The 26,399-nt window shown below is 70.9% G+C and carries 20 protein-coding genes; 10 read left to right on the top strand and 10 right to left on the bottom strand.

Annotated elements, in window-relative coordinates; genetic code table 11:
* Positions 1–68: 68 nt before the first annotated feature.
* The 5 genes from PS271_RS23010 to PS271_RS23030 form a co-directional block, all read right to left on the bottom strand.
* Positions 69–2,339, bottom strand: coding sequence for a bifunctional salicylyl-CoA 5-hydroxylase/oxidoreductase (locus PS271_RS23010; RefSeq protein ID WP_398384235.1), 2,271 nt, complete (start codon positions 2,337–2,339; stop codon positions 69–71).
* Positions 2,336–3,163 carry an enoyl-CoA hydratase family protein gene (locus tag PS271_RS23015; RefSeq protein ID WP_398384237.1) on the bottom strand — a complete coding sequence of 276 codons (828 nt, stop codon included), beginning with the start codon at positions 3,161–3,163 and terminating at the stop codon, positions 2,336–2,338. Before PS271_RS23015 ends, PS271_RS23010 begins: the two co-directional genes overlap by 4 nt.
* A 163-nt stretch (positions 3,164–3,326) precedes the next feature.
* Positions 3,327–4,328 (bottom strand): ornithine carbamoyltransferase, encoded by a 1,002-nt coding sequence (argF, locus tag PS271_RS23020; protein ID WP_398384239.1) that lies wholly within the window; start codon positions 4,326–4,328, stop codon positions 3,327–3,329.
* 140 nt (positions 4,329–4,468) lie between these two features.
* Positions 4,469–5,692 carry an arginine deiminase gene (locus PS271_RS23025; protein WP_398384240.1) on the bottom strand — a complete coding sequence of 408 codons (1,224 nt, stop codon included), beginning with the start codon at positions 5,690–5,692 and terminating at the stop codon, positions 4,469–4,471.
* A gap of 99 nt (positions 5,693–5,791) precedes the next feature.
* Positions 5,792–7,321 carry a helix-turn-helix domain-containing protein gene (locus tag PS271_RS23030; protein WP_356273962.1) on the bottom strand — a complete coding sequence of 510 codons (1,530 nt, stop codon included), beginning with the start codon at positions 7,319–7,321 and terminating at the stop codon, positions 5,792–5,794.
* A gap of 103 nt (positions 7,322–7,424) precedes the next feature.
* Here PS271_RS23030 and PS271_RS23035 point away from each other — a divergent pair, with 103 nt between their 5' ends.
* Positions 7,425–8,435, top strand: a complete 1,011-nt coding sequence (locus tag PS271_RS23035) for a hypothetical protein (protein WP_398384242.1) — start codon at positions 7,425–7,427, stop codon at positions 8,433–8,435.
* Between the two features lies 1 nt (position 8,436).
* Entirely contained in the window at positions 8,437–8,799 is a 363-nt protein-coding gene (locus tag PS271_RS23040; protein ID WP_398384243.1) for a GntR family transcriptional regulator, read from the top strand.
* Positions 8,800–8,809: 10 nt separating this feature from the next.
* Here the strand turns inward: PS271_RS23040 and PS271_RS23045 are convergent, their stop codons facing one another.
* Positions 8,810–9,367 (bottom strand): Uma2 family endonuclease, encoded by a 558-nt coding sequence (locus tag PS271_RS23045; RefSeq protein ID WP_398384245.1) that lies wholly within the window; start codon positions 9,365–9,367, stop codon positions 8,810–8,812.
* A 194-nt stretch (positions 9,368–9,561) separates the two neighbouring features.
* On the opposite strand from PS271_RS23045, the gene PS271_RS23050 reads away from it, so the two are divergent.
* From PS271_RS23050 to PS271_RS23070, 5 genes are all read left to right on the top strand, one after another.
* Complete coding sequence (locus PS271_RS23050; RefSeq protein WP_398384246.1) at positions 9,562–10,476, top strand: alpha/beta fold hydrolase; 915 nt, start codon at positions 9,562–9,564, stop codon at positions 10,474–10,476.
* Between the two features lie 212 nt (positions 10,477–10,688).
* Positions 10,689–13,403 carry an aconitate hydratase AcnA gene (acnA, locus tag PS271_RS23055; protein WP_398384247.1) on the top strand — a complete coding sequence of 905 codons (2,715 nt, stop codon included), beginning with the start codon at positions 10,689–10,691 and terminating at the stop codon, positions 13,401–13,403.
* Positions 13,404–13,666: 263 nt separating this feature from the next.
* Positions 13,667–13,936: a hypothetical protein gene (locus PS271_RS23060; protein WP_398384249.1), complete on the top strand. Its 270-nt coding sequence runs from the start codon at positions 13,667–13,669 to the stop codon at positions 13,934–13,936.
* A 40-nt stretch (positions 13,937–13,976) separates the two neighbouring features.
* Positions 13,977–14,318, top strand: coding sequence for a hypothetical protein (locus PS271_RS23065; protein ID WP_398384250.1), 342 nt, complete (start codon positions 13,977–13,979; stop codon positions 14,316–14,318).
* 72 nt (positions 14,319–14,390) lie between these two features.
* Positions 14,391–15,650, top strand: coding sequence for a zinc metalloprotease (locus tag PS271_RS23070; RefSeq protein ID WP_398384252.1), 1,260 nt, complete (start codon positions 14,391–14,393; stop codon positions 15,648–15,650).
* A gap of 118 nt (positions 15,651–15,768) precedes the next feature.
* On the opposite strand, the gene PS271_RS23075 is transcribed toward PS271_RS23070, so the two are convergent.
* Together PS271_RS23075 and PS271_RS23080 are read right to left on the bottom strand one after the other, a co-directional pair.
* Positions 15,769–16,848: a cobalamin-independent methionine synthase II family protein gene (locus PS271_RS23075; protein WP_398384254.1), complete on the bottom strand. Its 1,080-nt coding sequence runs from the start codon at positions 16,846–16,848 to the stop codon at positions 15,769–15,771.
* Entirely contained in the window at positions 16,845–17,366 is a 522-nt protein-coding gene (locus PS271_RS23080) for a hypothetical protein (RefSeq protein ID WP_398384255.1), read from the bottom strand. Before PS271_RS23080 ends, PS271_RS23075 begins: the two co-directional genes overlap by 4 nt.
* 230 nt (positions 17,367–17,596) lie before the next feature.
* Between PS271_RS23080 and PS271_RS23085 the strand changes: the two genes are divergently transcribed.
* A complete protein-coding gene (locus PS271_RS23085; RefSeq protein ID WP_398384256.1) occupies positions 17,597–18,112 on the top strand; it encodes an EF-hand domain-containing protein in 516 nt (171 codons plus the stop codon).
* 55 nt (positions 18,113–18,167) lie between these two features.
* Here PS271_RS23085 and PS271_RS23090 read toward each other — a convergent pair whose 3' ends face one another.
* Positions 18,168–19,214 (bottom strand): FG-GAP-like repeat-containing protein, encoded by a 1,047-nt coding sequence (locus PS271_RS23090; protein WP_398384258.1) that lies wholly within the window; start codon positions 19,212–19,214, stop codon positions 18,168–18,170.
* A 105-nt stretch (positions 19,215–19,319) separates the two neighbouring features.
* Positions 19,320–23,186 carry a GH92 family glycosyl hydrolase gene (locus PS271_RS23095; protein ID WP_398384259.1) on the bottom strand — a complete coding sequence of 1,289 codons (3,867 nt, stop codon included), beginning with the start codon at positions 23,184–23,186 and terminating at the stop codon, positions 19,320–19,322.
* 681 nt (positions 23,187–23,867) lie between these two features.
* Here PS271_RS23095 and ngcE point away from each other — a divergent pair.
* Both ngcE and PS271_RS23105 read left to right on the top strand, forming a co-directional pair.
* Positions 23,868–25,268 (top strand): N-acetylglucosamine/diacetylchitobiose ABC transporter substrate-binding protein, encoded by a 1,401-nt coding sequence (gene ngcE / locus PS271_RS23100; protein WP_398387011.1) that lies wholly within the window; start codon positions 23,868–23,870, stop codon positions 25,266–25,268.
* Positions 25,269–25,447: 179 nt separating this feature from the next.
* Complete coding sequence (locus PS271_RS23105; RefSeq protein ID WP_120755849.1) at positions 25,448–26,365, top strand: carbohydrate ABC transporter permease; 918 nt, start codon at positions 25,448–25,450, stop codon at positions 26,363–26,365.
* Positions 26,366–26,399: the final 34 nt, after the last annotated feature.

Consider the following 26,399-nt stretch of genomic DNA (forward strand, 5'->3'; position numbering starts at 1 on the left):
GCCGGACAGGCCTGCCGTGGCGCGCCGCCGTTGCGGCGGGGGAGGGCCGGCCGGCCCCGGCCCGGCGTTCAGCCCCGGCCCGTGGGCGGGCGGCGGCTTCCCGCCCGGTACGGCGCCGCCCACACCGCCCCCGGGCCCGCGTACTCCTGTTCCGCCGCCGCGTGGAGCGTCCAGTGGGGGTCGTACAGGTGGGGACGCCCGAGCGCGCAGAGGTCGGCGCGGCCCGCCAGGACGAGGGAGTTGACGTCGTCCCACGACGAGATCGCGCCGACGGCGATCACGGGGACACCCACCTCGTGGCGGATCCGGTCCGCGAACGGCGTCTGGTACGAGCGGCCGAACGCGGGCCGCTCGTCGGCGACGACCTGGCCGGTCGAGACGTCGAGCGCGTCCGCCCCGTGGGCGGCGAAGGCGCGGGCGACGGCCACGGCGTCCTCGGCCGTCGTGCCGCCGTCGGCCCAGTCCGTGGCGGAGATGCGCACGGTCATGGGCCGGTCGGCGGGCCATACGGCGCGTACCGCGTCGAACACCTCAAGCGGGTAGCGCAGGCGCCCCTCCAGCCCGCCGCCGTACGCGTCGTCGCGCTGGTTCGTCAGCGGGGAGAGGAAGCCGGACAGCAGGTAGCCGTGCGCGCAGTGGAGCTCCAGGAGGTCGAACCCGGCGCGGGCGGCGGCCTCCGCCGAGCGTACGAACTCTTCCCGTATGGAGTCCATCTCGGCCACCGACAAGGCACGCGGGGTCTGGTTGACGCCGGCCCGGTACGGGAGCGCCGACGGCGCGACGACCGGCCAGTTGCCGTCCGGGAGCGGTTGGTCGATGCCCTCCCACATCCGCCGCGTGGAGCCCTTGCGCCCCGCGTGCCCCAGCTGGAGGCCGATCGCCGTGCCGGGCGCCTGGTCGTGGACGAAGCCGGTGATGCGGCTCCAGGCCCGCTCGTGCTCGGGCGCGTACATGCCCGTGCAGCCGGGCGTGATCCGGCCCTGTTCGCTGACGCACACCATTTCGGCCATGACGAGGCCCGCCCCGCCCAGGGCACGCGCGCCGAGGTGGACGAGGTGGAAGTCGCCGGGGGTGCCGTCGACGGCGGAGTACATGTCCATGGGGGAGACCACGACGCGGTTGCGCAAGGTCAGGCCGCGCAGCCGGAAGGGCGTGAACATGGGGGGCGTGCCGGGCGGCACGCCGGCCTCGTCCTCGACGGAGGCGACGAACCCCGGGTCGCGCAGCCGCAGGTTGCCGTGGGTGACGCGGCGGCTGCGGGTGAGCAGGTTGAAGGCGAACCGGCGGGGCGGCTGGTCCGCGTGCACGGCGAGGTCCTCGAACCACTCCAGGCTCGCGCGGGCGGCGCGCTGCGTGGAGGCGACGGTCGGGCGCCGCTCGGCCTCGTAGGCGGCGAGCGCGCCGGCAACGTCCGGGTGCCGCTCCAGGGCCTGCGCGAGCGCGAGGGCGTCCTCGACGGCGAGCTTCGTGCCGGAGCCGATGGAGAAGTGCGCCGTGTGGGCGGCGTCGCCGAGCAGGACCGTACGGCCGTGGTGCCAGCGTTCGTTGACGACCGTGCGGAAGGCCGTCCAGGCGGAGCGGTTGGAGCTCAGGGGGCGCCCGCCGAGGGCGTCGGCGAAGTACTTGCCGCACGCCGCGAGCGTGCCCTCTTCGTCGCAGCGGTCGAGGCCGGCCCGGCGCCAGACCTCCTCGCGCATCTCGACGATGACGGTGCTGGCGTCCTGCCGGTACGGGTAGCCGTGCAGCTGCATCAGACCGTGCTCGGTCTCGGCGATCTCGAAGCGGAACGCGTCGAAGGCGAAGTCGGCGGAGAGCCAGATGTAGCGGCAGCGGTGCGTGGTGAGGACGGGCCGGAAGTGGTCCGCGTGGGCCTCGCGCGTGCGGCTGTGGACGCCGTCGGCGGCGATGACGAGGTCGTGGGTACGGGCCAGCTCGGCGGCGGGCGGCGCCTCCGTGCGGAAGCGGAGGCGGACGCCGAGGCCGTGGCAGCGCTCGTGGAGGATCTCCAGGAGCCGGCGGCGGCCGAGGGCGGCGAAGCCGTGGCCGCCGGAGCGCAAGGTGGTGCCGCGGTGGACGACGTCGATGTCGTCCCAGCGGACGAACTCGCGGCACAGGGCGGCGTGGACGTCCGCGTCGGCGCTCTCGATGCCGCCGAGGGTCTCGTCCGAGAGGACGACGCCGAAGCCGAACGTGTCGTCGGGGGCGTTGCGCTCCCAGAGGGTGACGTCGCGCTCCGGGGCGAGACGTTTCAGCAGGGCCGCGGCGTAGAGGCCGCCGGGGCCGCCGCCGATGACGGCGACCCGCGGGGCGGTGGGTGCCGGGGTTCCGGCGGGCGTCATCGTCCCCGCCACTTCGGCGGCCGCTTCTCGGTGAAGGCGGCGTGGAACTCGGCGTAGTCGGCGCTGTTCATCAGCAGGGCCTGGGTGGCGGCGTCGAGCTCGACGGCCGCGGCGAGCGGCATGTCGAGCTCGGCGGTGAGCAGGGCCTTGGTCTGGGCGTGCGCGAGGGCGGGCCCCTCGGCGAGGCGGCGGGCGAGGGCCCGCGCCGCGTCGCCCGCCTGCCCCTCCTCCGACATCACGCTGATCAGGCCGATGCGTTCCGCCTCGGCGGCGCGTACGGGCTCGCCGAGCATCAGCAGCCGCGTCGCGTGGCCGAGGCCGACGACGCGGGGGAGGAGGTAGGCGGCGCCCATGTCGCCGCCGGAGAGGCCGACCCGGGTGAAGAGGAACGCGAAGCGGGCCGTCGGGTCGGCCACGCGGAAGTCGGCGGCGAGCGCGAGCACGGCGCCGGCGCCCGCGGCGACCCCGTGGACGGCGGCGACCACGGGGAACGGGCACTCGCGCAGGGCCCGTACGGTCTGGCCGGTCATCCGGTTGAAGTCGAGGAGCTGCCCGGTGTCCATGGCCAGCGTCGCGCCGATGATCTCGTCGACGTCGCCGCCGGAGCAGAAGCCGCGACCCTCGCCGCCGAGCACGAGGGCGCGCACGGAGCCGTCGCGGGCCAGCTCGGGCAGCAGGTCGCGCAGGTCGGCGTAGGCGCCGAAGGTGAGGGCGTTGAGCTTGTCCGGGCGGGCGAGGGTGACGGTCGCGACGCCGGCGTCGAGGCTCAGGCGCAGGTGCCGCCACTCCTCGGTACGGGACGCGGAGCCGGTGAACGGACTCATGGAGCGCGGCCTCCTTCAGCCGGGGGGCTGGTACGTGCCTGCGCTGTGAAGTTATCACCGGGTCGTGACTGTCGTCACGAGTACGCGATAGAACGGGAGTTGCTCCGGACCGCCCCGGACCGCCCCGTACCGGGGTTCGTCGTCCGGGGCGGTCCGGGCCCGGTCACCCGGCCAGCGTCGCGACCATCACGGCCTTGATCGTGTGCATCCGGTTCTCCGCCTGGTCGAAGACGATCGAGTGCGGCGACTCGAAGACCTCGTCGGTGACCTCCAGGGAGGTCAGCCCGTGCCGCTCGTGGATCTCGCGGGCGACGCTCGTCTCCAGGTCGTGGAAGGCGGGCAGGCAGTGCAGGAACTTCACCGCCGGATTGCCGGTGGCGCGCAGCACGTCCATGGTCACGGCGTACGGCCCGAGCAGGGCGATCCGGGCGTCCCACACCTCCTTGGGCTCGCCCATCGACACCCACACGTCGGTGGCGATGAAGTCGGCGCTCTTCACGCCCTCGGCGATGTCCTCCGTGAGCTTGATCCGCGCCCCGCTCGCCTCGGCGAGGAGCCGCGCCTGCGCGATGACCTCGGGGGCGGGCCACAGCTCCTCCGGTGCCACGATGCGCACGTCCATGCCGAGGAGGGCGCCCGTGATGAGGTAGGAGTTGCCCATGTTGTAGCGGGCGTCGCCGAGGTAGGCGAAGGTGACGTGGTCCAGGGACTTGGCCGTGTGCTCGGACATGGTGAGCACGTCGGCGAGCATCTGCGTGGGGTGCCATTCGTCCGACAGGCCGTTGTAGACGGGCACCCCCGCGTGCGCGGCGAGCTCCTCGACCACCTCCTGCCCGTGCCCCCGGTACTCGATGGCGTCGAACATCCGGCCGAGCACCCGGGCGGTGTCCTTCACCGACTCCTTGTGCCCGATCTGCGAGCCCGCGGGGTCGAGGAAGGTCGTACGGGCCCCCTGGTCGCCCGCCGCGACCTCGAAGGCGCAGCGGGTCCGGGTCGAGGTCTTCTCGAAGACGAGGGCGATGTGGCGGCCGAGGAGCCGCTGCTCCTCGGCGCCGGTCTGCCGGGCGGCCTTGAGCTCGGCGGCGAGCTCGACGAGGCTGTGGAACTCCTCGGCGGTGAAGTCCGTCTCCTTGAGGAAGTGACGGCCCTTGAGGTCTGTCGCCATGGGGTGGACTCCTAGCTTGCTCGCGGGTGCTCACGACTGCGGAAAAGTGAAACTATACGAACACATGTATCACTATGCAATCGCGCGGGCGACGCATCTCAGGCTGAGGCTCTCAGGCTGAGGCTCTCAGGTTCACGCTCTCAGACCGCGTCCCGCTCGATCGGGCAGCTCATGCACCGCGGACCGCCGCGCCCCCGCCCCAGCTCGCTGCCCGGGATGGTGATCACCTCGATGCCGTTCTTCCGCAGGTGCGTGTTGGTCGTCGCGTTCCGCTCGTAGGCGACCACCACGCCCGGCTCGATGGCCAGCACGTTGCAGCCGTCGTCCCACTGCTCCCGCTCCGCCGCGTGCACGTCCTGCGTCGCGGTCAGCACCCGCACCGAGTCCAGGCCCAGCGCCGCCGCGATCGCGCGGTGCATGTGCTCCGGCGGGTGGTCGGTGACCTTGAGCTCGCGCTCGCCCACGCCCGGCTCGATCGTGTACGAACGGAGCGTCCCGAGCCCGGCGTACTGCGTGAAGGTGTCCCCGTCCACCATGGTCATCACCGTGTCCAGGTGCATGAACGCGCGCCGCTTGGGCATGTCCAGCGCCACGATCGTCCGGGCCGAGCCGGTGGCGAAGAGCCGGTGGGCGAGCATCTCCACGGCCTGCGGGGTGGTCCGCTCGCTCATGCCGATCAGCACGGCGCCCTCGCCGATCACGAGCACGTCGCCGCCCTCGATCGTCGACGGGTAGGCCGCCTGCCCCTCCGACCAGACGTGGAAGCCGCCGTCCGAGAACAGCGGGTGGTAGCGGTACAGGGCCTCGTAGTGCACGGTCTCGTGCCAACGTGCGGGCCAGCGCATCGCGTTGACGCACACGCCGTCGTAGATCCAGGCGGAGGTGTCGCGGGTGAACAGGTGGTTGGGCAGCGGGTTGATCAGGAAGTCGTCCAGCTCCATGGCGTGGAAGCGCACCGAGACCGGCTCGCTGTGCCGCTCCAGGAACTCCCGCTTGGTCATCCCGCCGACCAGCCACTCGCCCAGCTGCGCCGCCGGCATGCGGGCGAACGCGGCCCGCAGGTGGCCCGTGGCCAGCGGCCCGTACTCCTTCTCGTCGAAGACCCGGTCCAGCACGAGCTCCCGCGCCTCCGGCACCGTCAGGCTCTCCTCCAGCAGGTCCTGGAAGAAGTGCACCTCGACCCCGCGCTCGCGCAGCACGTCCGCGAACCCGTCGTGCTCGGCGCGCGCCCTGCGCACCCACAGCACGTCGTCGAAGAGCAGAGCGTCCTTGTTGGAGGGCGTGAGCCGCTTCAGTTCCAGGCCGGGGCGGTGCAGTATGACGCGGCGCAGCCGCCCGGCCTCGGAATCGACATGGAATCCCATACCACCATCCTGGCCCCGATCACCCGCGATGGTCCGGTTCACCACGACGAAACGTTCACCGGGCCGGGGCCGGGGGCCCCGGCGGCCGGGGTGCCGGGGTCAGATGTCGCGGAAGATCTCGATCTGGGCGCCGATGGAGTTGAGGCGCTCGGCGAGGTCCTCGTAACCGCGGTTGATGACATACACGTTGCGGAGCACCGACGTGCCCTCGGCGGCCATCATGGCCAGGAGGACGACCACGGCGGGGCGCAGGGCCGGCGGGCACATCATCTCCGCCGAGCGCCAGCGCGTGGGGCCCTCGACGAGGACGCGGTGCGGGTCGAGGAGCTTGACGTCGGCGCCGAGGCGGTTGAGGTCGGTGAGGTAGATGGCGCGGTTGTCGTAGACCCAGTCGTGGATGAGGGTCTGGCCCTGGGCGGTCGCGGCGATGGCCGCGAAGAACGGCACGTTGTCGATGTTGAGGCCGGGGAACGGCATCGGGTGGATCTTGTCGATCGGCGCCCGCAGCTTGGAGGGGCGCACGGTCAGGTCGAGCAGGCGCGTGCGGCCGTTGTTCGCCGGGTACTCCGGGCTGCGCTCGTGGTCGAGGCCCATCTCCTCCAGGACGGCGAGCTCGATCTCCAGGAACTCCACCGGTACGCGCCGGATGGTCAGTTCGGACTCGGTGACGACGGCGGCGGCCAGCAGGCTCATGGCCTCGACCGGGTCCTCGGAGGGCGCGTAGTCCACGTCGCGGTCGATGGTGGCGACGCCGTGCACGGTGAGGGTGGTGGTGCCGATGCCCTCGACGCGGACGCCGAGCTCCTCCAGGAAGAAGCAGAGGTCCTGGACCATGTAGTTCGAACTGGCGTTCCGGATGACGGTGACGCCGTCGTGCCGGGCGGCCGCCAGGAGGGCGTTCTCGGTCACGGTGTCGCCGCGCTCGGTCAGCACAATCGCCCGGGTGGGTGCGACCGAACGGTCGACCTGCGCGTGGTACGTGCCGTCCGTCGCCGTGACCTCCAGGCCGAAGTGGCGCAGGGCCGTCATGTGCGGCTGGACGGTGCGGGTGCCGAGGTCGCAGCCGCCCGCGTACGGGATCTTGAAGTGGTCCATGCGGTGCAGGAGCGGGCCGAGGAACATGATGACGCTGCGCGTGCGGCGGGCGGCCTCGGTGTCCATCGCGGCCAGGTCGAGCTCCGCGGGCGGCACGATCTCCAGGTCGTTGCCGTCGTTGATCCAGCGGGTGCGGACGCCGATGCTGCCCAGCACTTCCAGGATCCGGTAGACCTCCTCGATCCGGGCGACCCGGCGCAGGGTGGTGCGGCCCGCGTTGAGGAGCGTGGCGCAGAGCAGGGCGACGCACGCGTTCTTGCTGGTCTTGACGTCGATCGAGCCGGAGAGGCGGCGGCCGCCGACCACCCTGAGGTGCATGGGGCCGGCGTAACCGAGGGAGACGATTTCGCTGTCCAGCGCCTCACCGATGCGGGCGATCATATCAAGGCTGATGTTCTGATTTCCTCGCTCAATGCGGTTCACGGCGCTCTGGCTGGTGCCGAGGGCTTCCGCGAGCTGCGACTGGGTCCAGCCTCGGTGCTGCCGGGCGTCACGGATCAGCTTGCCGATACGGGCGAGGTATGCGTCGGTCATGCCGTAGACGTTATCTCACATATGAGATTTCATCCGCATGGCGGTTCTGGCCATTGGTTGTTCTATTACGATGCGTACAACTCGGAGGTGCCACGGAGGTGCCATGCCTGTGTCCCCGCGGCCGGTGAGCGGTCTGCGCGCGCCCCTCGTCGTGGCCGCCGCCCATCTGCTGGCCTGCGCCGCCTTCCTGACGGCCTTTCTCGTCCGCCGCGACGCCCTGCCCGACCTCGTCGCCACCCACTTCTCCGGCTCCGGCGGCGCCGACGGCTTCACGACGCTCGGCGCCTTCCCGTACGAGATGCTCGGCATGCTCCTCGTCACGGCGCTGCTCTGTACGGGCCTCGTGTACGCGACGGGCCTCATGTACGCGTCGCGCGCCCACCGGTTGCTCGTCGGCCTCGGCTGCGGCGTCGCGGGCCTCCTCGGCGCGCTGGCCGTGACCGTCGTCGCGAGCAATGCCGGGGCGGATACGGCCGACGGGGCCCGGCTCGGCCCCGGGGCGCTCGGCATCGCCGTGGCGGTCGCCGCCGTGGCTGCGGGCCTCGGCGTGCCGGCCGGCGGGCGCCGCCCCGCGACGCCGCGGGCGGAGCCGGACGCCGCCGCGGAACCGGCGCCCCGCTTCGTGCTCCGCGAGGGCGAGAGCGTGCTCTGGACCCGCAGGGCCGGCTCGCGCCCCGTGCTCGTCGGCGGCGGGGCGCTCCTGGCGGCCGGCGCGGTCCTGGTCCCGCTTGCCGGCTGGGTCTCGGGCCTGGGGCTCGCGGTCGGGGGAGTGGTGCTGTGCGCCTGCTTCGCCGTCCGCGTCACCGTCGACCGGCACGGCCTCACCGTGAACGTGCTCGGCCTGCCCCGCCCCCGCGTCCGCATCCCCCTCGACCGGATAGCGGAGGCCGGCCACCGTGACGTGGAGCCGCTGCGCGACCTCGGCGGCTGGGGCTACCGCGCCGTCCCCGGCCGCAGCGGGTTCGCCCTGCGCTCCGGCCCCGCCGTGGTGGTCCGGCTGACGACCGGCAGCGAGTTCGTCGTCACCGTCGACGACGCCGCCACGGCCGCCGCGCTCCTCGACGCCCTGGCCGCACGCGACCGCACGACGACCGGCACCACGGCTGGAGGCTGAGATGCTCGTCCGCCTCGACCACGGCTCCCCGGTGCCGCTCGGCGACCAGATCGCCGCCGCCGTGCGCGGCGCCATAGCCGACGCCACCGTCCTCCCGGGCGAACGCCTCCCCGCCGCCCGCGCTCTCGCCGACTCCCTCGGCGTCAACGTCCACACGGTCCTCCGCGGCTACCAGCGCCTGCGGGAGGAGGGCCTCATCGAACTCCGCCGCGGCCGCGGCGCCGTGGTCACCCCCGACCCGGCGGCCCCCGGCCGAGCCCGCCTCACCGACGGCGTCCGCGCCTTGGTGGCCGACGCCCGCGCCCTGGGCGTCTCGGACGAGGAACTGGTCCAACTCGTACGGGGCGGGCTGGCGGGGAGGTAGGAACCGCGGGTCAGAACCCGGTGGTGTCGAGTTCGAGGTTGAAGGGCTCCGGGAGCCGGAGGGGTGTGCCGAAGGGGTGAGGGCCTTCCGTGCGGGTGTAGCCGAGCTCTCCGGGCTCGCTGAAGAGCGTGCAGGTGCGTTCCTGGTGGTCCACCAGTAGATACAGCGGTGCGCCGTATTCGGCGTAGCGGCGACGTTTCGTGACTCTGTCCGTGTCTCCGTTGGAGTCGGAGGTGACTTCGACGATGAGAAGGGTCTGATCGGGGACCAGGGCGTCACCGCCCTTTGCGAGCTCCCGAGGCACCACCGCCAGGTCCGGGACGTACCAGTTCGGGCTGCCCGGCAAATCGAGGTTTCCCGCCCCTGCCCTGCAGCCGAGCTTCCGCAGCACAGGGCCGATCTGTTCGCGAATAAGATCCGTTACGTTTTCGTGGTCCCATGTCGGCACGGCCCGTTCGATGACCCCCTCCACGATCTGCGCCCGGTCGTCCCCCCGGATGTGCTGGATCGCATACTTCAGTGCGGTTTCGGGGTCGTCGGCTGCGTAAGAGTGAGGTTGTGCGCTCATCAGTCCTCCTACGGACATCGTGACTGCAGCATGACGACTCTCCAAGGTCTACAGCGACCGGCGTCGGTGACCCGCCCATTCGGCCCAACGGTCACTCGTACTGGCGAACTAGATCCCCGTGAGTTGCGGAATCCACCCCCTGTCATGATCGAACACGCGGCGGCCGAACGTGCCGCCGCAGGGGGAGAACGCCCATGGCAGGCAAGGCGGAGACAGCCGCGCAGATCAGCTCCTTCGCGAACGAGGCCGCCCGTGCGCGCATCCTCGCCGCCTACGACAAGGCGATGGCCTTCTGGCCCGAGCCGCGGGGGCAGCAGGACGTCGTGACGTCGTTCGGGAGCACCCGCGTGCACACGTTCGGCGGCGGCGCCGGCACCCCGGTCGTCCTGTTGCACGGTCAGAGCGCCACGCCCGCCGAATGGGCACCGCACGTCGCCGCCCTCGCCGCCGGCGGGCGTCCCGTGTTCGCCGTCGACCGGGTGGGTGAGCCGGGGTCCAGCACCCAGACGGCCCCCATCCGCACCGCGGACCGCACCGCCGACTGGCTGGAAGAGGTCCTTGCGGGTCTCGGCCTGGAACGGGCGCACCTCGTCGGTCACTCGTACGGCGGCGGTGTCGCGCTCCAGCACGCTGCCCGCCGGCCAGCCCGGGTCGCCTCGGTGGCCGTCTACGAGCCGCCCCGCGCCCTGGCCCCGCTCAAGCCCGGCTTCGTCCTGGGCGCGGCCGCCGCGTTCCTCAGCGGCTCAGAGAAGCTCCAGCACCGCTGGTTCACCCGGATGATCGGCGACACGGGCGCCGCTCCGGCGGAGGCCGAGGCGCAGGCGCAGCTCTCCCTCCAGGCGATCCGGGGCTTCCGCATCCGGCTTCCGCAACCGCAGCGCATGACCGGCGAGGAACTGCGCTCCGTGACCGTCCCCGCCCTGATCCTGCTCGGCGGGGCCGGCCGGGTCGTGGACGCGCGGCGCGCCGGGGAGCGGGTCAGGCGGCTGATTCCGGGCGTCCGGGCGGAGACCGTGCCCGGCGCCGGGCACGGCATGCCGGTGAACGTGCTGAACAGCCGCGTGCCGGCGTTCCTGGACGAGGTGGACGCGGCGGCCGCACGCGCGTGAGCCGGGCAGGCGAAAGCCGCTCGGGGCCGTCAGGACATGACCGTTCCCCGCCGATGTACTAGAGTTATCTCGACATCGAGATATCTACCGAGAGGCGTACCGCTGTCGCGCTAGTAAGGCGTACCTAACTAAGGCACACCTTATCGGAACGGCGGGACCGCGGGGCGGCAGGATGGCCGCAGTACGCGAATTCATGCATGAAGGAGACTGTCGTGTCGGCGAACAGCTTCGACGCCCGCAGCACGCTGCGCGTGGGCGACGAGTCGTACGAGATCTTCCGGCTGGACAAGGTCGAGGGCTCCGCGCGCCTTCCCTACAGCCTGAAGGTGCTGCTGGAGAACCTGCTCCGCACGGAGGACGGCGCGAACATCACCGCCGATCACATCCGCGCGCTGGGCAGCTGGGACTCGCAGGCCCAGCCCAGCCAGGAGATCCAGTTCACGCCGGCCCGCGTGATCATGCAGGACTTCACCGGCGTCCCCTGCGTCGTCGACCTCGCCACCATGCGTGAGGCCGTCAAGGAGCTCGGCGGCGACCCGGCGAAGGTCAACCCGCTGTCCCCGGCCGAGCTGGTCATCGACCACTCCGTCATCGCCGACAAGTTCGGCACGAAGGACGCCTTCGGCCAGAACGTCGAGCTGGAGTACGGCCGCAACAAGGAGCGCTACCAGTTCCTGCGCTGGGGCCAGACCGCCTTCGACGACTTCAAGGTCGTCCCCCCGGGCACCGGCATCGTCCACCAGGTGAACATCGAGCACCTGGCCCGTACGGTCATGGTCCGCAACGGCCAGGCCTACCCCGACACGCTGGTCGGCACCGACTCGCACACCACCATGGTCAACGGCCTGGGCGTGCTCGGCTGGGGCGTCGGCGGCATCGAGGCCGAGGCCGCGATGCTCGGCCAGCCGGTCTCCATGCTCATCCCGCGCGTCGTCGGCTTCAAGCTGACCGGTGAGCTCCCGGCCGGCACCACCGCCACCGACCTCGTCCTCACGATCACCGAGATGCTGCGCAAGCACGGCGTCGTCGGCAAGTTCGTCGAGTTCTACGGCGAGGGCGTCGCGGCCACGAGCCTCGCCAACCGCGCCACCATCGGCAACATGTCGCCCGAGTTCGGCTCCACCGCCGCGATCTTCCCGATCGACGGCGAGACCCTGAACTACCTCAAGCTCACCGGCCGCTCCGAGCAGCAGGTCGCGCTCGTCGAGGCGTACGCCAAGGAGCAGGGCCTCTGGCTGGACCCGGCCGCCGAGCCGGACTTCTCCGAGAAGCTGGAGCTCGACCTGTCGACGGTCGTCCCCTCCATCGCCGGCCCGAAGCGCCCGCAGGACCGCATCGTCCTCGCCGAGGCCGCCACCCAGTTCGAGCGCGACGTCCTCAACTACGTCTCCACCGCGGACGAGGCCGGCGAGGAGTCCTTCCCGGCCTCCGACTCCCCGGCCGCCGCCAACGGCGTCCCGTCGAACCCGGTCACCGTCACCGCCCCCGACGGCAGCACCTACGAGATCGACCACGGCGCCGTCACCGTCGCCGCGATCACCTCCTGCACCAACACCTCGAACCCGTACGTGATGGTGGCCGCGGCCCTCGTCGCGAAGAAGGCCGTCGAGAAGGGCCTGACCCGCAAGCCGTGGGTCAAGACCACCCTCGCCCCGGGCTCGAAGGTCGTCACCGACTACTTCGACAAGGCGGGCCTGACCCCGTACCTCGACAAGGTCGGCTTCAACCTCGTCGGCTACGGCTGCACCACCTGCATCGGCAACTCCGGCCCGCTGCCGGAGGAGGTCTCCAAGGCCGTCAACGACCACGACCTCGCCGTCACCTCGGTGCTCTCCGGCAACCGCAACTTCGAGGGCCGGATCAACCCCGACGTCAAGATGAACTACCTGGCCTCCCCGCCGCTGGTCGTCGCGTACGCCATCGCGGGCTCCATGAAGGTGGACATCACGCGCGACGCCCTGGGCACCGACCAGGACGGCAACCCGGTCTTCCTCAAGGACATCTGGCCCTCCGAGGCCGAGGTCAACGACGTCGTGGCCAACGCCATCGGCGAGGACATGTTCAACAAGTCCTACCAGGACGTCTTCGCGGGCGACGCCCAGTGGCAGGCCCTGCCGATCCCGACCGGCAACACCTTCGAGTGGGACAGCGAGTCCACCTACGTCCGCAAGCCCCCGTACTTCGAGGGCATGACGATGGAGACCACCCCGGTCACCGACATCACCGGCGCCCGCGTGCTGGCGAAGCTCGGCGACTCGGTCACCACCGACCACATCTCCCCGGCCGGTGCCATCAAGGCCGACACCCCCGCCGGCAAGTACCTCACCGAGCACGGTGTCGAGCGCCGTGACTTCAACAGCTACGGCTCGCGCCGCGGCAACCACGAGGTCATGATCCGCGGCACGTTCGCCAACATCCGCCTGCGCAACCAGATCGCGCCGGGCACGGAGGGCGGCTTCACCCGCGACTTCACCGTCGAGGGCGGCCCGGTGTCGTTCATCTACGACGCCTCGCAGAACTACCAGGCGCAGGGCACCCCGCTGGTCATCCTGGGCGGCAAGGAGTACGGCTCCGGCTCGTCCCGCGACTGGGCCGCCAAGGGCACCGCGCTGCTCGGCGTCAAGGCCGTCATCACCGAGTCGTACGAGCGCATCCACCGCTCGAACCTCATCGGCATGGGCGTCCTGCCGCTCCAGTTCCCGGCCGGCCAGTCGGCCGACTCGCTCGGCCTGACCGGCGAGGAGACCTTCTCCATCGCGGGCGTCACCGAGCTCAACGAGGGCCGCACGCCGAGCACGGTCAAGGTCACCACCGACACCGGTGTCGAGTTCGACGCGGTCGTCCGCATCGACACCCCCGGTGAGGCCGACTACTACCGCAACGGCGGCATCATGCAGTACGTGCTGCGCAACCTGATCCGCAAGTAAGCGGTTCCGGCAACGCAGTTGTAGCGGTTGAAGGCCGCACCCCGTCTCGTACGGGGTGCGGCCTTCGCGCGTTTACGGATGCGGGCCTCGCGCGTCTACAGGGCCTCGCGCGGCACGGGCGTTCGCCCCTGCACTCCCCTGGGGCAAATCCCAACCCGACAGGGTGATCAGGGGATTGGCGAAGTGTCGGGCATTCCACTCCCGGTTAGGCTCCGGCGGGGATCGACGCCGGGACGATGTCGTCCCCCAGGGAGGGAACACTTATGGAATCCGCCGTCACTTTCGGGGAACTCGAACGCCTTTCGGGCGAGGAGCTTCCCCCGCGGCTCGCGCTGTCGAGCGTGCTGCCGGCGGGCACCGACCAGCCGGTCCACCCGGTCATGGTGAAGTCCGACCACGGCACGACGGTCGCCTACGCCTGCCAGTACCGGCAGAACGCGGGAAGTCCTCCGCTCCTCGTCTTCCTGGGGCTCGCGTCCCAGGACCCCGGCTATACGACGACGTGCATTCCCGCGGCCATCTCCACCCGATGAGCACTGACCCGTAATCAGCGAATCAGAAAAGGGGAACGGAATGGACAACGCCATCAGCTTCGAGGAACTCGACGGCGTCGCGGGCGAGCTGCTGCCCGAGCGCACGGTCATGGGCATCCTGGCCACCCCGCTCGCCCTCGGCGCCGGGGACGGCGACGGAGGCTCCGGGGCCGGCGCCGGCAGCTCCAGCAGCAGCTCCGCGGCGGCCACGGGCGGCGGCGTGTTCGCCCCGCAGCCGCACGACCACGGCACCGTGGCGATGTCGGCGTGCCAGTCCTCGTCCCACCCGGGCACGCCGGGTCTGTTCGGCTCGCTCGGCCTGCCCTCCACGGCTCCGAGCAACGACCTGACCTGCATCCCGGCGGCCGTCGCCAGCCACTGACGCACGTACGAGGGGAAGGGCCGGACGCGTCCGGCCCTTCCCCGTACTTCCGCCCCCTACGGAGAGCGCAGAATGACACTGCCCGCGCTGGTGGCCGGCACCGAGCTGGTCGGCGAGTTCGAGGACTCCGGCTACCGCGAACCGCCGCATCTCGTCTGCCGCCCCGACGGGCAGATCGTCCGGCTCCCCCCGCTGCTCTACCAGGTCGCGCGGGCACTGGACGGCCGACCCGTGGCGCGCGTGGCCGAACAGCTCAGCCGCGAGACCGGGCGGCGGTTCACGGCGGACCACATCGTCTTCCTCCTCGACAAGAAGCTCGCCCCGCTCGGCATCACGACCTACAGCGACGGCTCCCCGCCCCCGCCGACGCGCAAGAACGACCCGTTCCTCGCCTTCCGGTTCCGCCTCGCGGTCGTCCCGGAGGACGTCACCTGGTTCCTCTCCGGCGTCTTCGCCTGGCTGTTCCGCCCGGCGCTCGTGGCCGGAATGCTCGTCGCGTTCGTGTGCGGCGAGGCATGGCTGTGGACGACGCAGGACACCGGTACGGCGCTCCAGTCCGTCCTGTCGTCGCCCGCCGACGTCCTGCTCGTCCTGGCCCTGGCCATCGCCTCGTGCGTCTTTCACGAACTGGGCCACGGCGCGGCCTGCCGCTACGGAGGCGTCCGGCCCGGCCGGATGGGCTGCGGCATCTACCTGGTGTGGCCCGCGTTCTACACCGACATCACCAACTCGTACCGGCTCGGCCGCGGCGGGCGCATCCGCGCGGACCTGGGCGGCGTCTACTTCAACGCGCTCTTCGTGCTCGGCCTGCTGGCGCTGTACGGGGCGAACGGGAGCCCGCTGCTGCTCGTGGCCGTCCTCTCCGTCCACCTGGAGATGATCCAGCAGCTCCTGCCCACGCTGCGGTTCGACGGCTACTACATCATCGCCGACCTGGTCGGCATCCCCGACCTGTTCAAGTACATCGCCCCGATCCTCAAGCGGGTCGTCCTGCGGCGCCCGGAGGACGAGCGGCTCCGCGCGCTCAAGCGATGGCCGCAGATCGTGGTCGCGGCGTGGGTCCTGTTCCTGGTGCCCGCGCTGCTTCTCCAACTGGGCATGGTGGTCGCCAACCTGCCCCAGCTGCTCCGTGCGGACTGGCAGACGATCCGGCTCCTGGCCGAGCACGCGGGCGCCTCCGGCTACCCGGTCCTCGGCACGGTCGCGGCAAGCCTGCAGGTCGTGCTGCTCACGCTGCCCGTGGCGGGTCTGGCACTGGCCCTGTGGCGGCCGGTGCGCTCGCTCGTCCGCGCGGCCCGGAGCCGGTGCCGGCCCGGAGAGCGGCGCGGGTAGCGGGGAAAGGCGCGGAGAACCGGTCTCCCGCTCCGGGCCGCGGAGCTCGCCCTTGCGGGCCCGGCGGCGGGCGGCGGTCGCCCGGGACGAGCCGCCCGCCGCCCGCCGCCCGGCGCGGTCAGCCGTTCAGCTCGCGGGCGGCCAGGGCGGTGCCCTCGATCCGGGCGCGGATCTTGGCGAAGGCGGTGTCGCGCGAGGTGGAGGTGTCGTCGGCGAAGGGCGAGAAGCCGCAGTCGTCGCAGGTGCCCAGGCGGTCGACGGGCAGGTGCCGGGCCGCGGCCAGGACCCGGTCGCGGACCTGCTCGGCGGTCTCGACGCACGGGTCGACCGGGTCGGTCACCCCGATGAACACGCGGGCGTGGCCGGGCAGATGGTCGGCGAGGACGCCGAGGACCTTGTCCGGATCCGGCTCACTGGCCAGCTGGACGTAGAACACCCCTGCCCTGAGCCGCATCAGAGCGGGCAGGAGACCGGCGTAGTCCACGTCGAGGCTGTGCGTGGAGTCCTGATCGCCCCCGGGGCAGGTGTGTACGCCGATCCTGGCCCGCTCGGTGGCGGAGAAACGTTCCAGGACACGGTTGTTGAGCGCGATGAAATCCTCCAGAAGGCCCCCTGACGGATCCAGCTTCAGGGCGAGACGGGCCTCGGTGAAGTCGAGCTGGACGACGTGGGCCCCGGCGTCCAGGCAGCCGCGGATGTCAGCCTCGGCTTCGGCGGTGAGATCGTCGAGGAACGCCTCGCGCGGATACCCGTCGACGGGGGTGGGCGGGTAGAGCAGGCTGAGTGCCGAAGGGGCGATGACGGCCTGTTTGACCGGGACCGTCGCGTGCCGGAGCGCGGCGCGCAGATAGCGCTCGGCGTGCACGCCGTAGCGCAGCGGCCCTGCCGTCAGCCGGGGCAGCTGCCGCTGGTGGCCGTCGGCGAAGGGGATGACGACGCCGTCGGGTGCCAGCCGGTCCAGCCCCGCCAGGGGGTACGTGGCGAAGCTGGGCTTCGCCTGCTCGCCGTCGGTGACCACCGGCGAGCCGATCTCCTCCAGGCGGTGGATGGTGTCGCGGACCGCCCGGTCCTGGACGGAGGCGAGTTCCTCGTCGCCGATCCGGCCGGCGGCATGGGCGGCCATGGACGCGAGCAGCTCGGCGGGGCGGGGAACGCTGCCGATGGGCTCGGTGGGAATCGTCGCGGAGGCGTGGGTCATGGCCGGATCTCCAGCTGCGCTCGGCCGCTGCTTCCCGGGAGGCCGGAAGAGAGGCATTCGGTGGGGAGCGTGGAGGACACGGCGGAGACCGTCCGCTCCGCTTGCTGCCCCTTCCCGCGCCCCTTGACGACCCGGCCCGTCAGCCTGAGGACCTGTCCGCCGGCGACGCGGTAGGTGCCGCCGCCGTCGTAGGCGATCAGCGACCGTTCACCGTCGGCGTACTGGACGGTCTCCGTGAGGCGGGCGGCGTTGCCCAGGGTCAGGCAGGAGGCCGACGGCGAGACCCCGTCCAGCGTCCCGGTGGCCGTCACGTTCCGGCCCGGCGCGACACTGCACGTGTAGCGGGCGTTGACGGAGACGTGCGTCGCGCGTGGCGCGAGGGTCAGCGGCGGATCGTAGGTGCTGTCACTGCTGCCCGTGCACAGCACCACGCCCTCTCTGTGCCGGTCCGCATCCGCCTGCCCGGCCGGGGACCACACCAACGACGACCCCACCAGGGCCAGAACACTCCATGCCACTGCCGCACCACGTCCGCCGACCACGAGCCCTCCAGGGAACCGGTTGCACTGCCGGCCTTGTGACTACCCCCGCACGCCTCCGCCGTCCCCGGCTCTCGCAGCGGCCCGGCCGCGCACGCTCCGCCCTGCGCGCGGGGCGTGCGCGCCACCCCGGCGGAGTCGGACCACGGTGTTCCGGGTAGGGACAGCCGACAGCCGACCGGGAACACGACCTGACAGAAGGTGCTCCGATGGACGGAACTGCTGCCAAGCGACTCGTCTTCGCCATGCTGGACGCGGACGGCGACGGAGTCATCTCCAAAGCCGAGTACGCGGCGCGGGTCGAGCGCGTGACCCTGGCGACCGGACGGTCCGACGACGACCCCCTGGTCATCGCCGCACGCGCGAACGGTGCGCGGGCGTGGGCGGCGATGGACGCGGACGGCGACGGGGGAGTGACCTTCGACGAGTACGCGGCCTGGGCCGGCGCCGAGGCCTTCGACACCGTCTGCGAGCCCGTGCTCGGAGGCCTCTTCGACCTCGCCGACACCGACGGGGACGGCGCCCTGGACCTGAAGGAGTTCACGACGCTGCGCACGGCCCTGGGGAACCCGGCCGGCAACATCGAATCGGCCTTCGCCGCGCTGGACGGTGACGGTGACGGCCGGGTCGTCCGTGCGGACTACCTGGCCTCGGTCCGCGCGCACGTCGCGGGGGAGGACTCCCCCGCGGGAGAAGCCTTGTACGCCCGGGCTGCCCCTGCGTGAGGCCGGACGCCCGGGGCAGGAGCAGCGCTCGCGCGTGCTGTGAAGTGTCGCTACGTCAGAACATCAGGCTGTACTGGTTCCAGCCGGAGTTGCCGATCTTCACCTTGTAGTCGTACGGCTGGTCCGTGCGGCCCGTGCCGCGGTACAGCCACAGCGCGCCGTCCTTGTCGCGCGCGACGAGGTCGGCCTTGCCGTCCAGGTCGACGTCGCCCGTGCCGACCAGCTTGTTGAACTGGTTCCAGCCGCCGCCGATCCGCTGCTTGTACTCGAACGGCTTCGTGTAGTCGCCGGTGCCCTTGTACAGCCACAGGACGCCGTCCTTGTCGCGGGCGACGATGTCGGCCTTGCCGTCACCGGTGAGGTCGCCGCGGCCGGCGATCTCGGTGAACTGGTTCCAGCCGGGGCCGACCTTCTTGCGGCCGGTGAGCGTGCCGTCCGGGTAGGCGAGGTAGAGCCACAGGACGCCCTCGCGGTCGCGGACGAGGATGTCCGACTCCTTGCCGCCGCCGAGGTTGCCGGGGGACATGAACTGGTCGTACTGACCCCAGTCGTCCGCCACGATGCTCGTGTTCCCGCCGGCCGGGGCGTAGATGATGTTCTGCGCGTTGTCGCGGACGTACAGGCCGTCGGCGATGCCGTCCCGGTCGTGGTCGACGCGGGCGGCGGAGTTGATCGCGCTCCAGCCGTTGGTGACGAACTCCTTGGGCGTGATGCCGCCCTTGCCGTCGGGCCAGTAGAAGTACAGGTCGTCGTTGTTGACGGCGCTCAGCGGGAGGAACGGGGCCTCGGCGGTGGGGCCGTCGGCCTTGACGCCCTTGCGGGGGGCCGCGAGGCGCGGGGCCTTCGGGGCGACCGCGCCGGTCTTCGGGTAGTCGCCGGACTTCGCCTCGCCGCGCAGCGCCTCGGAGCGGTGCTGGAACGAGGTGCCGGCGGGCAGCTTCGCCGCGCGCTCGGCCGCGGTGGCGGCACGCCCGGCGGAGGGGGGCTTCGGGCCGTCGGCCAGGGCGGTGCCGGCGGTGGTGCCGACCAGGGCGGCGGCTATCGCCGCGGTGGCGATGCGCTGCACCGCGCGAGCGCGCGGGCGGCCGGGGAGGTGAGCCACGTGGGTTCTCCAAGGAGGTCTCAGTGAAAAGCGGCGTGCCCCTGTCAGGGGCACGCCACTGGATCCTCGCGATCGTTTCACACTTCCTTTACGGGTCAAGAGGCTTTATGCGGACCTCGCCCCCAATAGTTCGATCTCGGCGAGGACGTGGTCGCCGCCGTCCGCCGCCCGCAGCCGGTAGTGCCGGTACGTGCCGGGCCGTGCCACCGAGAAGACGCGCGTCTGCCGGTCCCAGGCGAAGGCCTCGCCCGTACGCCGGTCGACCTCCGCCCACTCGCCGGTGCCGTCCCGCGAGCCCTCCAGCACCCAGCCGTCCGGGGCCTTGGCCCGGTCCGCCGAGGTCAGGGTGTACGAGGTCACGCGCCCGCCCGACGGCACCTGGAGCAGGGCCGTGCTGAAGGAGACGTCCGTGACCGACGTGTCGTCGGTGAGGGGAGAGGCGCCCGGCGCGGTCAGGTCCGCGTCCGGGACGGGGGCCGTGAAGTCCTTGCTGATGGACGCCGGGCCGTCGTTGCGGCCGCTGCCCCAGGACGACGGCTTCGGGCCCATGTCGAACTCCAGGGTCGCGCCCTTGGCGAGGACCGCGTGCGGGAGCGCCGTCGACCGCCAGGCCTTGCCGTTGACCCGCAGGCCCTGCACGTACACGTTGCGGGCGCTGTTGCGCGGGGCCTTCACGACCACGTCATGGCCGCCCTCCAGATGGAGCGTGGCCTTCCGGAAGAGCGGGGAGCCGATCGCGTACTCGCCGCCGCCCATCACCAGCGGGTAGAAGCCCAGCGCGCTGAACAGGTACCACGCCGACATCTCGCCGTTGTCGTCGTCGCCCGGGTAACCCTGCCCGATCTCGCTGCCGAGGTAGAGGCGGGACAGCACCTCGCGCACCTTCTCCTGCGTCTTCCACGGCTGCCCGGCGGCGTCGTAGAGGTACGCGATGTGGTGCGAGACCTGGTTGCTGTGGCCGTACATGCCCATCCGCACGTCCCGCGCCTCGGTCATCTCGTGGATGACCCCGCCGTACGAGCCGGCGAACTCGGGCGCCCCCGTCTCCGGCGTGCCGAAGAACTGGTCGAGCTTCTTGGCCAGGCCCTCGCGGCCGCCGTACAGCCCGGCCAGGCCGCGGGTGTCCTGCGGGGCGTGGAAGGCGAAGTTCCAGCCGTTGGTCTCGGTGTAGTCGTTGCCCCAGACGCGCGGGTCGTAGCGGCCGGGCGGCAGGCGCCGCGAGCCGTCGGCGTTGCGGCCCTGGAAGAAGCCGACGGCGGGGTCGAAGAGCTTGACGTAGTTGCGGGCACGGTTGAGGAAGTACGCGGACTCGTCGCGGTAGCGCGCCTTGTGCGTGCGCTCGTAGAGGACCTTGCCCATCGTCGCGAGGCCGTAGTCGTTGAGGTAGCCCTCCAGGGCCCAGGACATGCCCTCGCGGGTGGTCGTGCTCGTCCAGCCGAGGAAGGGGGAGGTCTCCATGCCCTTGCGGCCCACGCCGGGCTGCGTCGGCACGACGGTCGCGTTCTTGAGCGCGGCCTCGTACGCGGCCTCCGCGTCGAAGGAGACGCCCTTGGCGTAGGCGTCGGCGAAGGCCACGTCGGAGCTCGTGCCCGTCATCAGGTCGGCGTAGCCGGGGGAGGACCAGCGCGAGATCCAGCCGCCGTCCTTGTACTGCTGCACGAAGCCGTCGACGAGGCGCCCGGCTTGCTGGGGAGTGAGGAGCGAGTAGGCGGGCCAGGTGGTGCGGTAGGTGTCCCAGAAGCCGTTGTTGACGTAGACCTCGCCGTCGGCGATCCGCGCGCCCGTACGGGTGGGGGTGTTCTCCCCCTCGGGGCGGGAGAAGGGACTGGCGTAGCGCCGGCGCGGGCGGGCGCGGGTGCCGGTGTTCTCGGAGCCGGAGTTCGGATAGAGGTAGAGGCGGTAGAGGCTGGAGTAGAGGGTGGTGAGCTGGTCGCGGCTCGCGCCCTCGACCTCGACCCGGCCGAGGAGGGCGTCCCAGGCGGCGCGGGCGCGGTCGTGGACCCGGCCGAAGGAGGTGCCTTCGGGGATCTCCTGCTCCAGGTTGGCCTTGGCCTGCTCGGTGCCGATGAGGGAGGTCGCGATGCGGAGGGTGACGGTGCGGTCGCGGCCGGGGGCGAGGCGGAGGTAGCCGGTGGTGCCGGACTTGGTGTCGCTGCTCGGCACGCCGCTCGCCGTGACGGGCGTGTCGAGGACGCCGTAGACGAACATGCGGCCCGCACCGACGGACAGGCCGCTGCGCACGTCCGAGTAGGCGGTGAAGGAGCGGCTCTCGGGGTCGAGGGTGAGGCCGCCCTGGTTGCGGACGTTGTCGAGGATGAGGGCGGCATTGTCAGGGGCCCGGTCGGCCGCCCCGCCGGCTGTGCCGTCATCTGGATAGGTGAAGCGCATGATCGCGGCGTGGTCGGTGGGGGCGATCTCCGCCTTGAGGCCGTTGTCGAAGGTGACGCCGTAGTAGTGGGGGCGGGCCGTCTCGCCGGCGTGGTGGAAGGGGAGGGCGCGGGCCGTGCGGCTCGTGTCCGGGGGGCCGCTCCCGGGGGCGAGGGCCGGCATCACCTGAAAGGTCTGCCGGTCGCCCATCCAGGGGCTCGGCTGGTGGCTCGTGCTGAACGCCTGGATGGTGGGGAGGTTGTCGGCGTTGTTGGCGGCGGCGTACTGGTAGAGCCAGTCCATGGCGCCCGCGTTCGTGACCGGCGTCCAGAAGTTGAAGCCGTGGGGGACGGCGGTCGCGGGGAAGGTGTTGCCCCGGGAGAAGCTCGCGCTGGAGTGGGTGCCGCGCGTCGTCACGGCGTAGTCGGCCAGGTGCGCCAGGGGTTTCTCGGCGGGCGCGGGGGCGAGGGAGACGTCGTCCACCCAGCCGCGGAACGGCGCCGGCCCGGCGGGGGAGTCGTACGCGACGAGGATCCGGGCCACCGTCTTCCCCGCGGCCACGGCCCCGATGCGCGATTCCTTGTTGTTCCACTGGTTGGCGTAGAGCGTGCGGGAGTCGGCCTGGCCGCGGGGCGAGAGGGGCGCGCCGTGCTGGTCCACCGCCCCGAGGTCACTCAGATAGGTGCCGTCCGTGAAGGCGAGGTCCAGGGACACGTGGGTGGCCGGATAGCGCAGGTCGACCTCGGGCATGGAGGGGAAGACCTTGTACGAGAGGACCGTGCGCGGGGTGACGCGGAGGCTGACCGAAAACAGCTTGTTGGAGGAGTAGGCGCGGCCCGTGGCCTGGTGGACGCCGCCGTAGCGCAGGGCGCGGCGCCCGGAGAAGCCGGCGCGCGCCTTGGCGGTGGGGGAGCCCTTGGGGCCGCCGTCGACGTAGCTGCGCATGTCGGAGGGCGGCGGCGGACCGGTGTAGTCCGGCGCCAGCTGCACCTCGGCGAGCTGCGTGATGTCCTCGCCGCTGTTGCGGGTTAAGTCGAGCCGGTAGTGGCCGTAGGGGGTGGTGTTGGTGAAGGTGAACTCGCGGGTCTGGAAGCGCTTGTCGAAGGTCTCGCCCTTGCGGGTGTCCAGCGGCGTCCAGTTCTTGCCGTCCTGCGAGCCCTGGAGGACCCAGTCGCGCGGGTCGCGGCCGGGGGCGTCGTTGGCGGACGTCAGGGCGTAGCGGACGGCGGTGACCGGCTCTTCGAGGTCGAACTCCAGCCAGGCTCCCGCCTTCTCGAAGGTGAGCCATTTGGTCGTGCTCTCGCCGTCGACGAGGTTCTCCTTGACTTCGCCCGAGCCGGCGTTCTCGCCGCTCGCCCGGACGTCGGTGACGGAGTCGCTGACGTTGCCGGGGATGCCGCGCGTGTCGTTGCCGTCCACGCCTGCGGCGCGCTTGCGGCCGTCGGGGGCGGTGTCGACGGTGTTGCGCCAGTCGGGCTGGGGGTCGCCGCGTTCGAAGGAGGAGGAGAAATGGTCGGTGGGGGTGGTGGGGGCGGCTGTGGTGGAGGTGGCTGCGGTGGGGGTGGCTGCGCTGGTGGTGGCTTGAGGAATCTGAATGGCCGTCATAAGGGTGACGGCCAGAAGGAGTACGAGGGGGCGGGTGGGATTAGGCCATCGGTGTCGCCGGGGCCGGGATCTGAGCCGATACCGCCGTCCCTGTCGCATCGCTTGTCTCCCATGTCTCGCAACGTGCAGACAACGTTGTCAAGTGAGCCGCGCAGAGATAAGTAGGACTTGAGAGACGGATGGTGTCAAGGGTCTCGGGGTTGGTGTCGTCACCACGGGGGCGACGGGCAGGTCTCAAGTAGAGAAAGACTGAGGGCGGAAGCTGCTCCCGATCTTGCCCAGTTGGTGAGAAATGGACTATACCTGTCGGCGACCGGGGAGGCTCCGAGGGGCCGCCGCGGCGGATCCGGGGGATCGCGGCAAGGAGGGGAACGCCGCGGGCAAGTCACCGCTCCCGGCACGCACATCAGGCACGTCAGGCACATCCAGTAGACCCAGCACGCCCAGCACACCAAGCACCACACCAAGCTTCAACCGACCAGCGGTGTCGGGCCCTTCGTCGATTCTTGTGCACAAGGGGAGTAACCGGTCCACCGCCCGAGTCCTGGAGAAGGCGAGGCCTTGAGCATGGGATCCACAGGGGAATTCAGGGAGTCCGGGGAGTCCGGCGAGTCCGGGGCGTTCAGGGCGTTCAGGGGGTCCGGGCAGACCGGGGAGATCAGCGGATTCGGCCGGCGCGACCTGATCAGGAGAGCGGCCGCGATCGGCCTGATCGCGGTGCCGTCGATGGGCGTGCTGAGCGCCTGTGCGTCGGGTGGCGGCAGCGACGACAACAAGGTCGACAAGGGGACGAAGAGCGAGAAGAACCCGCTCGCGGTCAACGAGTCCGCGCAGCTCGACGTCGTCATCTTCGACGGCGGTTTCGGCCAGCAGTACGCCAAGGACGCCGAGGCCGAGTACAAGGCGGCGTATCCCAAGGCCGACATCAAGCACGCGGCCACCCAGGAGATCCAGACCCAGCTCCAGCCCCGCTTCAACGGCGGCACACCGCCGGACCTGATCGACAACTCCGGTGCCAAGCAAATGGACATGGGCACCCTGGTGGGGAAGAAGCAGCTGACCGACCTCAATGCGCTGCTGGACGCGCCGTCCATCGACGACCCGTCGAAGAAGGTGCGGGACACGCTGCGGCCGGGCGTCGTCGAAATGGGCCGGTTCGAGGGCGAGGAGACCTGGATCCTCTACTACGCGTACACCGTCTACGGCGTCTGGTATTCGAAGACGGCGCTGGAGAAGCTGGACGCGCAGTATCCGGAGACGTGGGACGAGATGCTCGCCGTCTGCGAGAAGGCGAAGAAGAAGGGCATCGCCGGCTGGACCTACCCCGGCAAGTTCCCGTACTACCTGCCGTTCAGCCTCTACCCCTTCATCGCCAAGATCGGCGGCCGGGAGGTCCTCGACCGGATCGACAACCTGGAGCCGAACGCCTGGAAGGACCCGGCCGTCAAGGCGGCCTTCGAGGCGTACTACGAGCTCTACAAGAAGGGCTACATCCTCCAGGGCACTCCCGGCCTCACCCACATCGAGTCGCAGACGGCCTGGAACCAGGGCAAGGCGCTGTTCATCCCCAACGGGTCGTGGGTGGAGAACGAGTCGAAGAAGACCACGCCGGCCGACTTCAAGATGGCGGTCGGCGCGCCGTCGAGTCTGGACGCGAAGCGCGACAAGATGCCGTTCGGCACGATCTGGGCCTCGGGCGGCGAGCCGTTCATCGTGCCGAAGAACGCGAAGAACCCGCAGGGCGGCATGGAATTGCTGCGCATCATGCTCGGCAAGAAGTCGTCGCAGAACTTCATCAAGCAGGTCTCGTCGCTGACGTCGCTGAACGGCGGGACGGAAGGGCTCACGCTGCCGCCGGGCCTCAGCTCCTCGCAGGAGGCGCTCGCCAAGGCGGGGGAGAACGTGGTCAATCCGCGGATCCAGGACTGGTACGTCGCCCTCCAGAAGGAGAAGATCGGCGTGGCGGCGCTGGGCGAGATGATGGCCGGCCGTATGACCCCGGACGAGACGATCGCCAAAATCCAGAAATTCGCGGACGGTGTGCGCGCGGATGACTCGATCAAGAAGTACCGCCACAAGTAGGAGCAGGCGAGCGGCAGCATGGGCTGAGGGCACGCACTGAGGCACGTGCTGAGGCACTGCGGCTACGCACTGAGGCACTGAGGGCCGCTCTGAGGCACGTCACCGGCGGCGGCGCTGCGGGAACGGGATGGCCCCGCGTCCGCCGCTCCGCGCCCGCGGGAGATCGGGGTCGAAAGGCAATGCAGCACGGTAAGTACCGTTTCATCGTGGGGTTCCTGGCCGTACCCCTGGCGATCTACGCGGTGTTCGTGATCTCGCCGTTCCTCCAGGCGATCTACTACTCGTTCACGGACTGGACGGGCCTGAGTCCCGACTTCAAGATGGTCGGGGTCGCGAACTACCGGAAGATGTTCGCCGACGACGTCTTCTGGACGTCGGTCGGCCACAACGTCCTGTTGCTGCTGGTGCTGCCGCTGGTGACGCTCGGACTGGGGCTCTTCTTCGCCTTCATGCTCAACGTGGGCGGGCGGAGGCGGAAGAACGCGGCGGTGGCGGGCGTCCGTGGCTCGGGCTTCTACAAGGTCGTGTACTTCTTCCCGCAGGTTCTGTCGATCGCCATCGTGGCCCTGCTGTTCCAGTTCGCGTACAACCCCAACAGCGGCGCGCTGAACTCCTTCCTGAGCGCCGTTGGCCTGGACTCCGTACAGCCGAACTGGCTCGGTGACCCGGATCTCGCGCTGTGGTGCGTGATGGCGGTGATGGTGTGGAGCAACGTCGGCTTCTACGTCGTCCTGTTCTCGGCGGGCATGAGCTCGATTCCGAAGGACTTCTACGAGGCGGCGCTGCTGGACGGCGCGAACCGCATCCAGACATTCTTCAGGATCACGCTTCCCCTGCTGTGGGACACGGTCCAGACCGGCTGGGTCTACATGGGCATCATGGCGCTCGACGGATTCGCGGTCGTGCAGATCATGACGGTGGGCCCCGGCGGTCCGGACTACTCGACCGAAGTGCTCGCCTATCTCCTCTACACCAAGGCGTTCCGGGACGGGCAGGCCGGATACGCGACCACGCTCGGGGTCGCCCTGCTCATCGTCACCATGATCTTCGCCGGCATCGTGATGAAGCTGGGCCGGCGCGAACGGCTGGAGTTCTGAGATGGGCGGCGCGGAGAAGAGCGCGGAGAGCGGC

This window comes from Streptomyces sp. SCA2-17, assembly GCF_044336695.1.

Coding starts and splice junctions, on each gene's coding strand:
- PS271_RS23085 (WP_398384256.1), top strand. CDS start 17,597: ATGGACGGAACTGCTGCCAAGCGACTCGTCTTCGCCATGCTGGACGCG.
- PS271_RS23060 (WP_398384249.1), top strand. CDS start 13,667: ATGGAATCCGCCGTCACTTTCGGGGAACTCGAACGCCTTTCGGGCGAG.
- PS271_RS23040 (WP_398384243.1), top strand. CDS start 8,437: ATGCTCGTCCGCCTCGACCACGGCTCCCCGGTGCCGCTCGGCGACCAG.
- PS271_RS23095 (WP_398384259.1), bottom strand. CDS start 23,186: ATGACGGCCATTCAGATTCCTCAAGCCACCACCAGCGCAGCCACCCCC.
- PS271_RS23045 (WP_398384245.1), bottom strand. CDS start 9,367: ATGAGCGCACAACCTCACTCTTACGCAGCCGACGACCCCGAAACCGCA.
- PS271_RS23105 (WP_120755849.1), top strand. CDS start 25,448: ATGCAGCACGGTAAGTACCGTTTCATCGTGGGGTTCCTGGCCGTACCC.
- PS271_RS23075 (WP_398384254.1), bottom strand. CDS start 16,848: ATGACCCACGCCTCCGCGACGATTCCCACCGAGCCCATCGGCAGCGTT.
- PS271_RS23065 (WP_398384250.1), top strand. CDS start 13,977: ATGGACAACGCCATCAGCTTCGAGGAACTCGACGGCGTCGCGGGCGAG.
- PS271_RS23035 (WP_398384242.1), top strand. CDS start 7,425: ATGCCTGTGTCCCCGCGGCCGGTGAGCGGTCTGCGCGCGCCCCTCGTC.
- PS271_RS23030 (WP_356273962.1), bottom strand. CDS start 7,321: ATGACCGACGCATACCTCGCCCGTATCGGCAAGCTGATCCGTGACGCC.
- PS271_RS23025 (WP_398384240.1), bottom strand. CDS start 5,692: ATGGGATTCCATGTCGATTCCGAGGCCGGGCGGCTGCGCCGCGTCATA.
- PS271_RS23015 (WP_398384237.1), bottom strand. CDS start 3,163: ATGAGTCCGTTCACCGGCTCCGCGTCCCGTACCGAGGAGTGGCGGCAC.
- PS271_RS23070 (WP_398384252.1), top strand. CDS start 14,391: ATGACACTGCCCGCGCTGGTGGCCGGCACCGAGCTGGTCGGCGAGTTC.
- argF (WP_398384239.1), bottom strand. CDS start 4,328: ATGGCGACAGACCTCAAGGGCCGTCACTTCCTCAAGGAGACGGACTTC.
- PS271_RS23010 (WP_398384235.1), bottom strand. CDS start 2,339: ATGACGCCCGCCGGAACCCCGGCACCCACCGCCCCGCGGGTCGCCGTC.
- PS271_RS23050 (WP_398384246.1), top strand. CDS start 9,562: ATGGCAGGCAAGGCGGAGACAGCCGCGCAGATCAGCTCCTTCGCGAAC.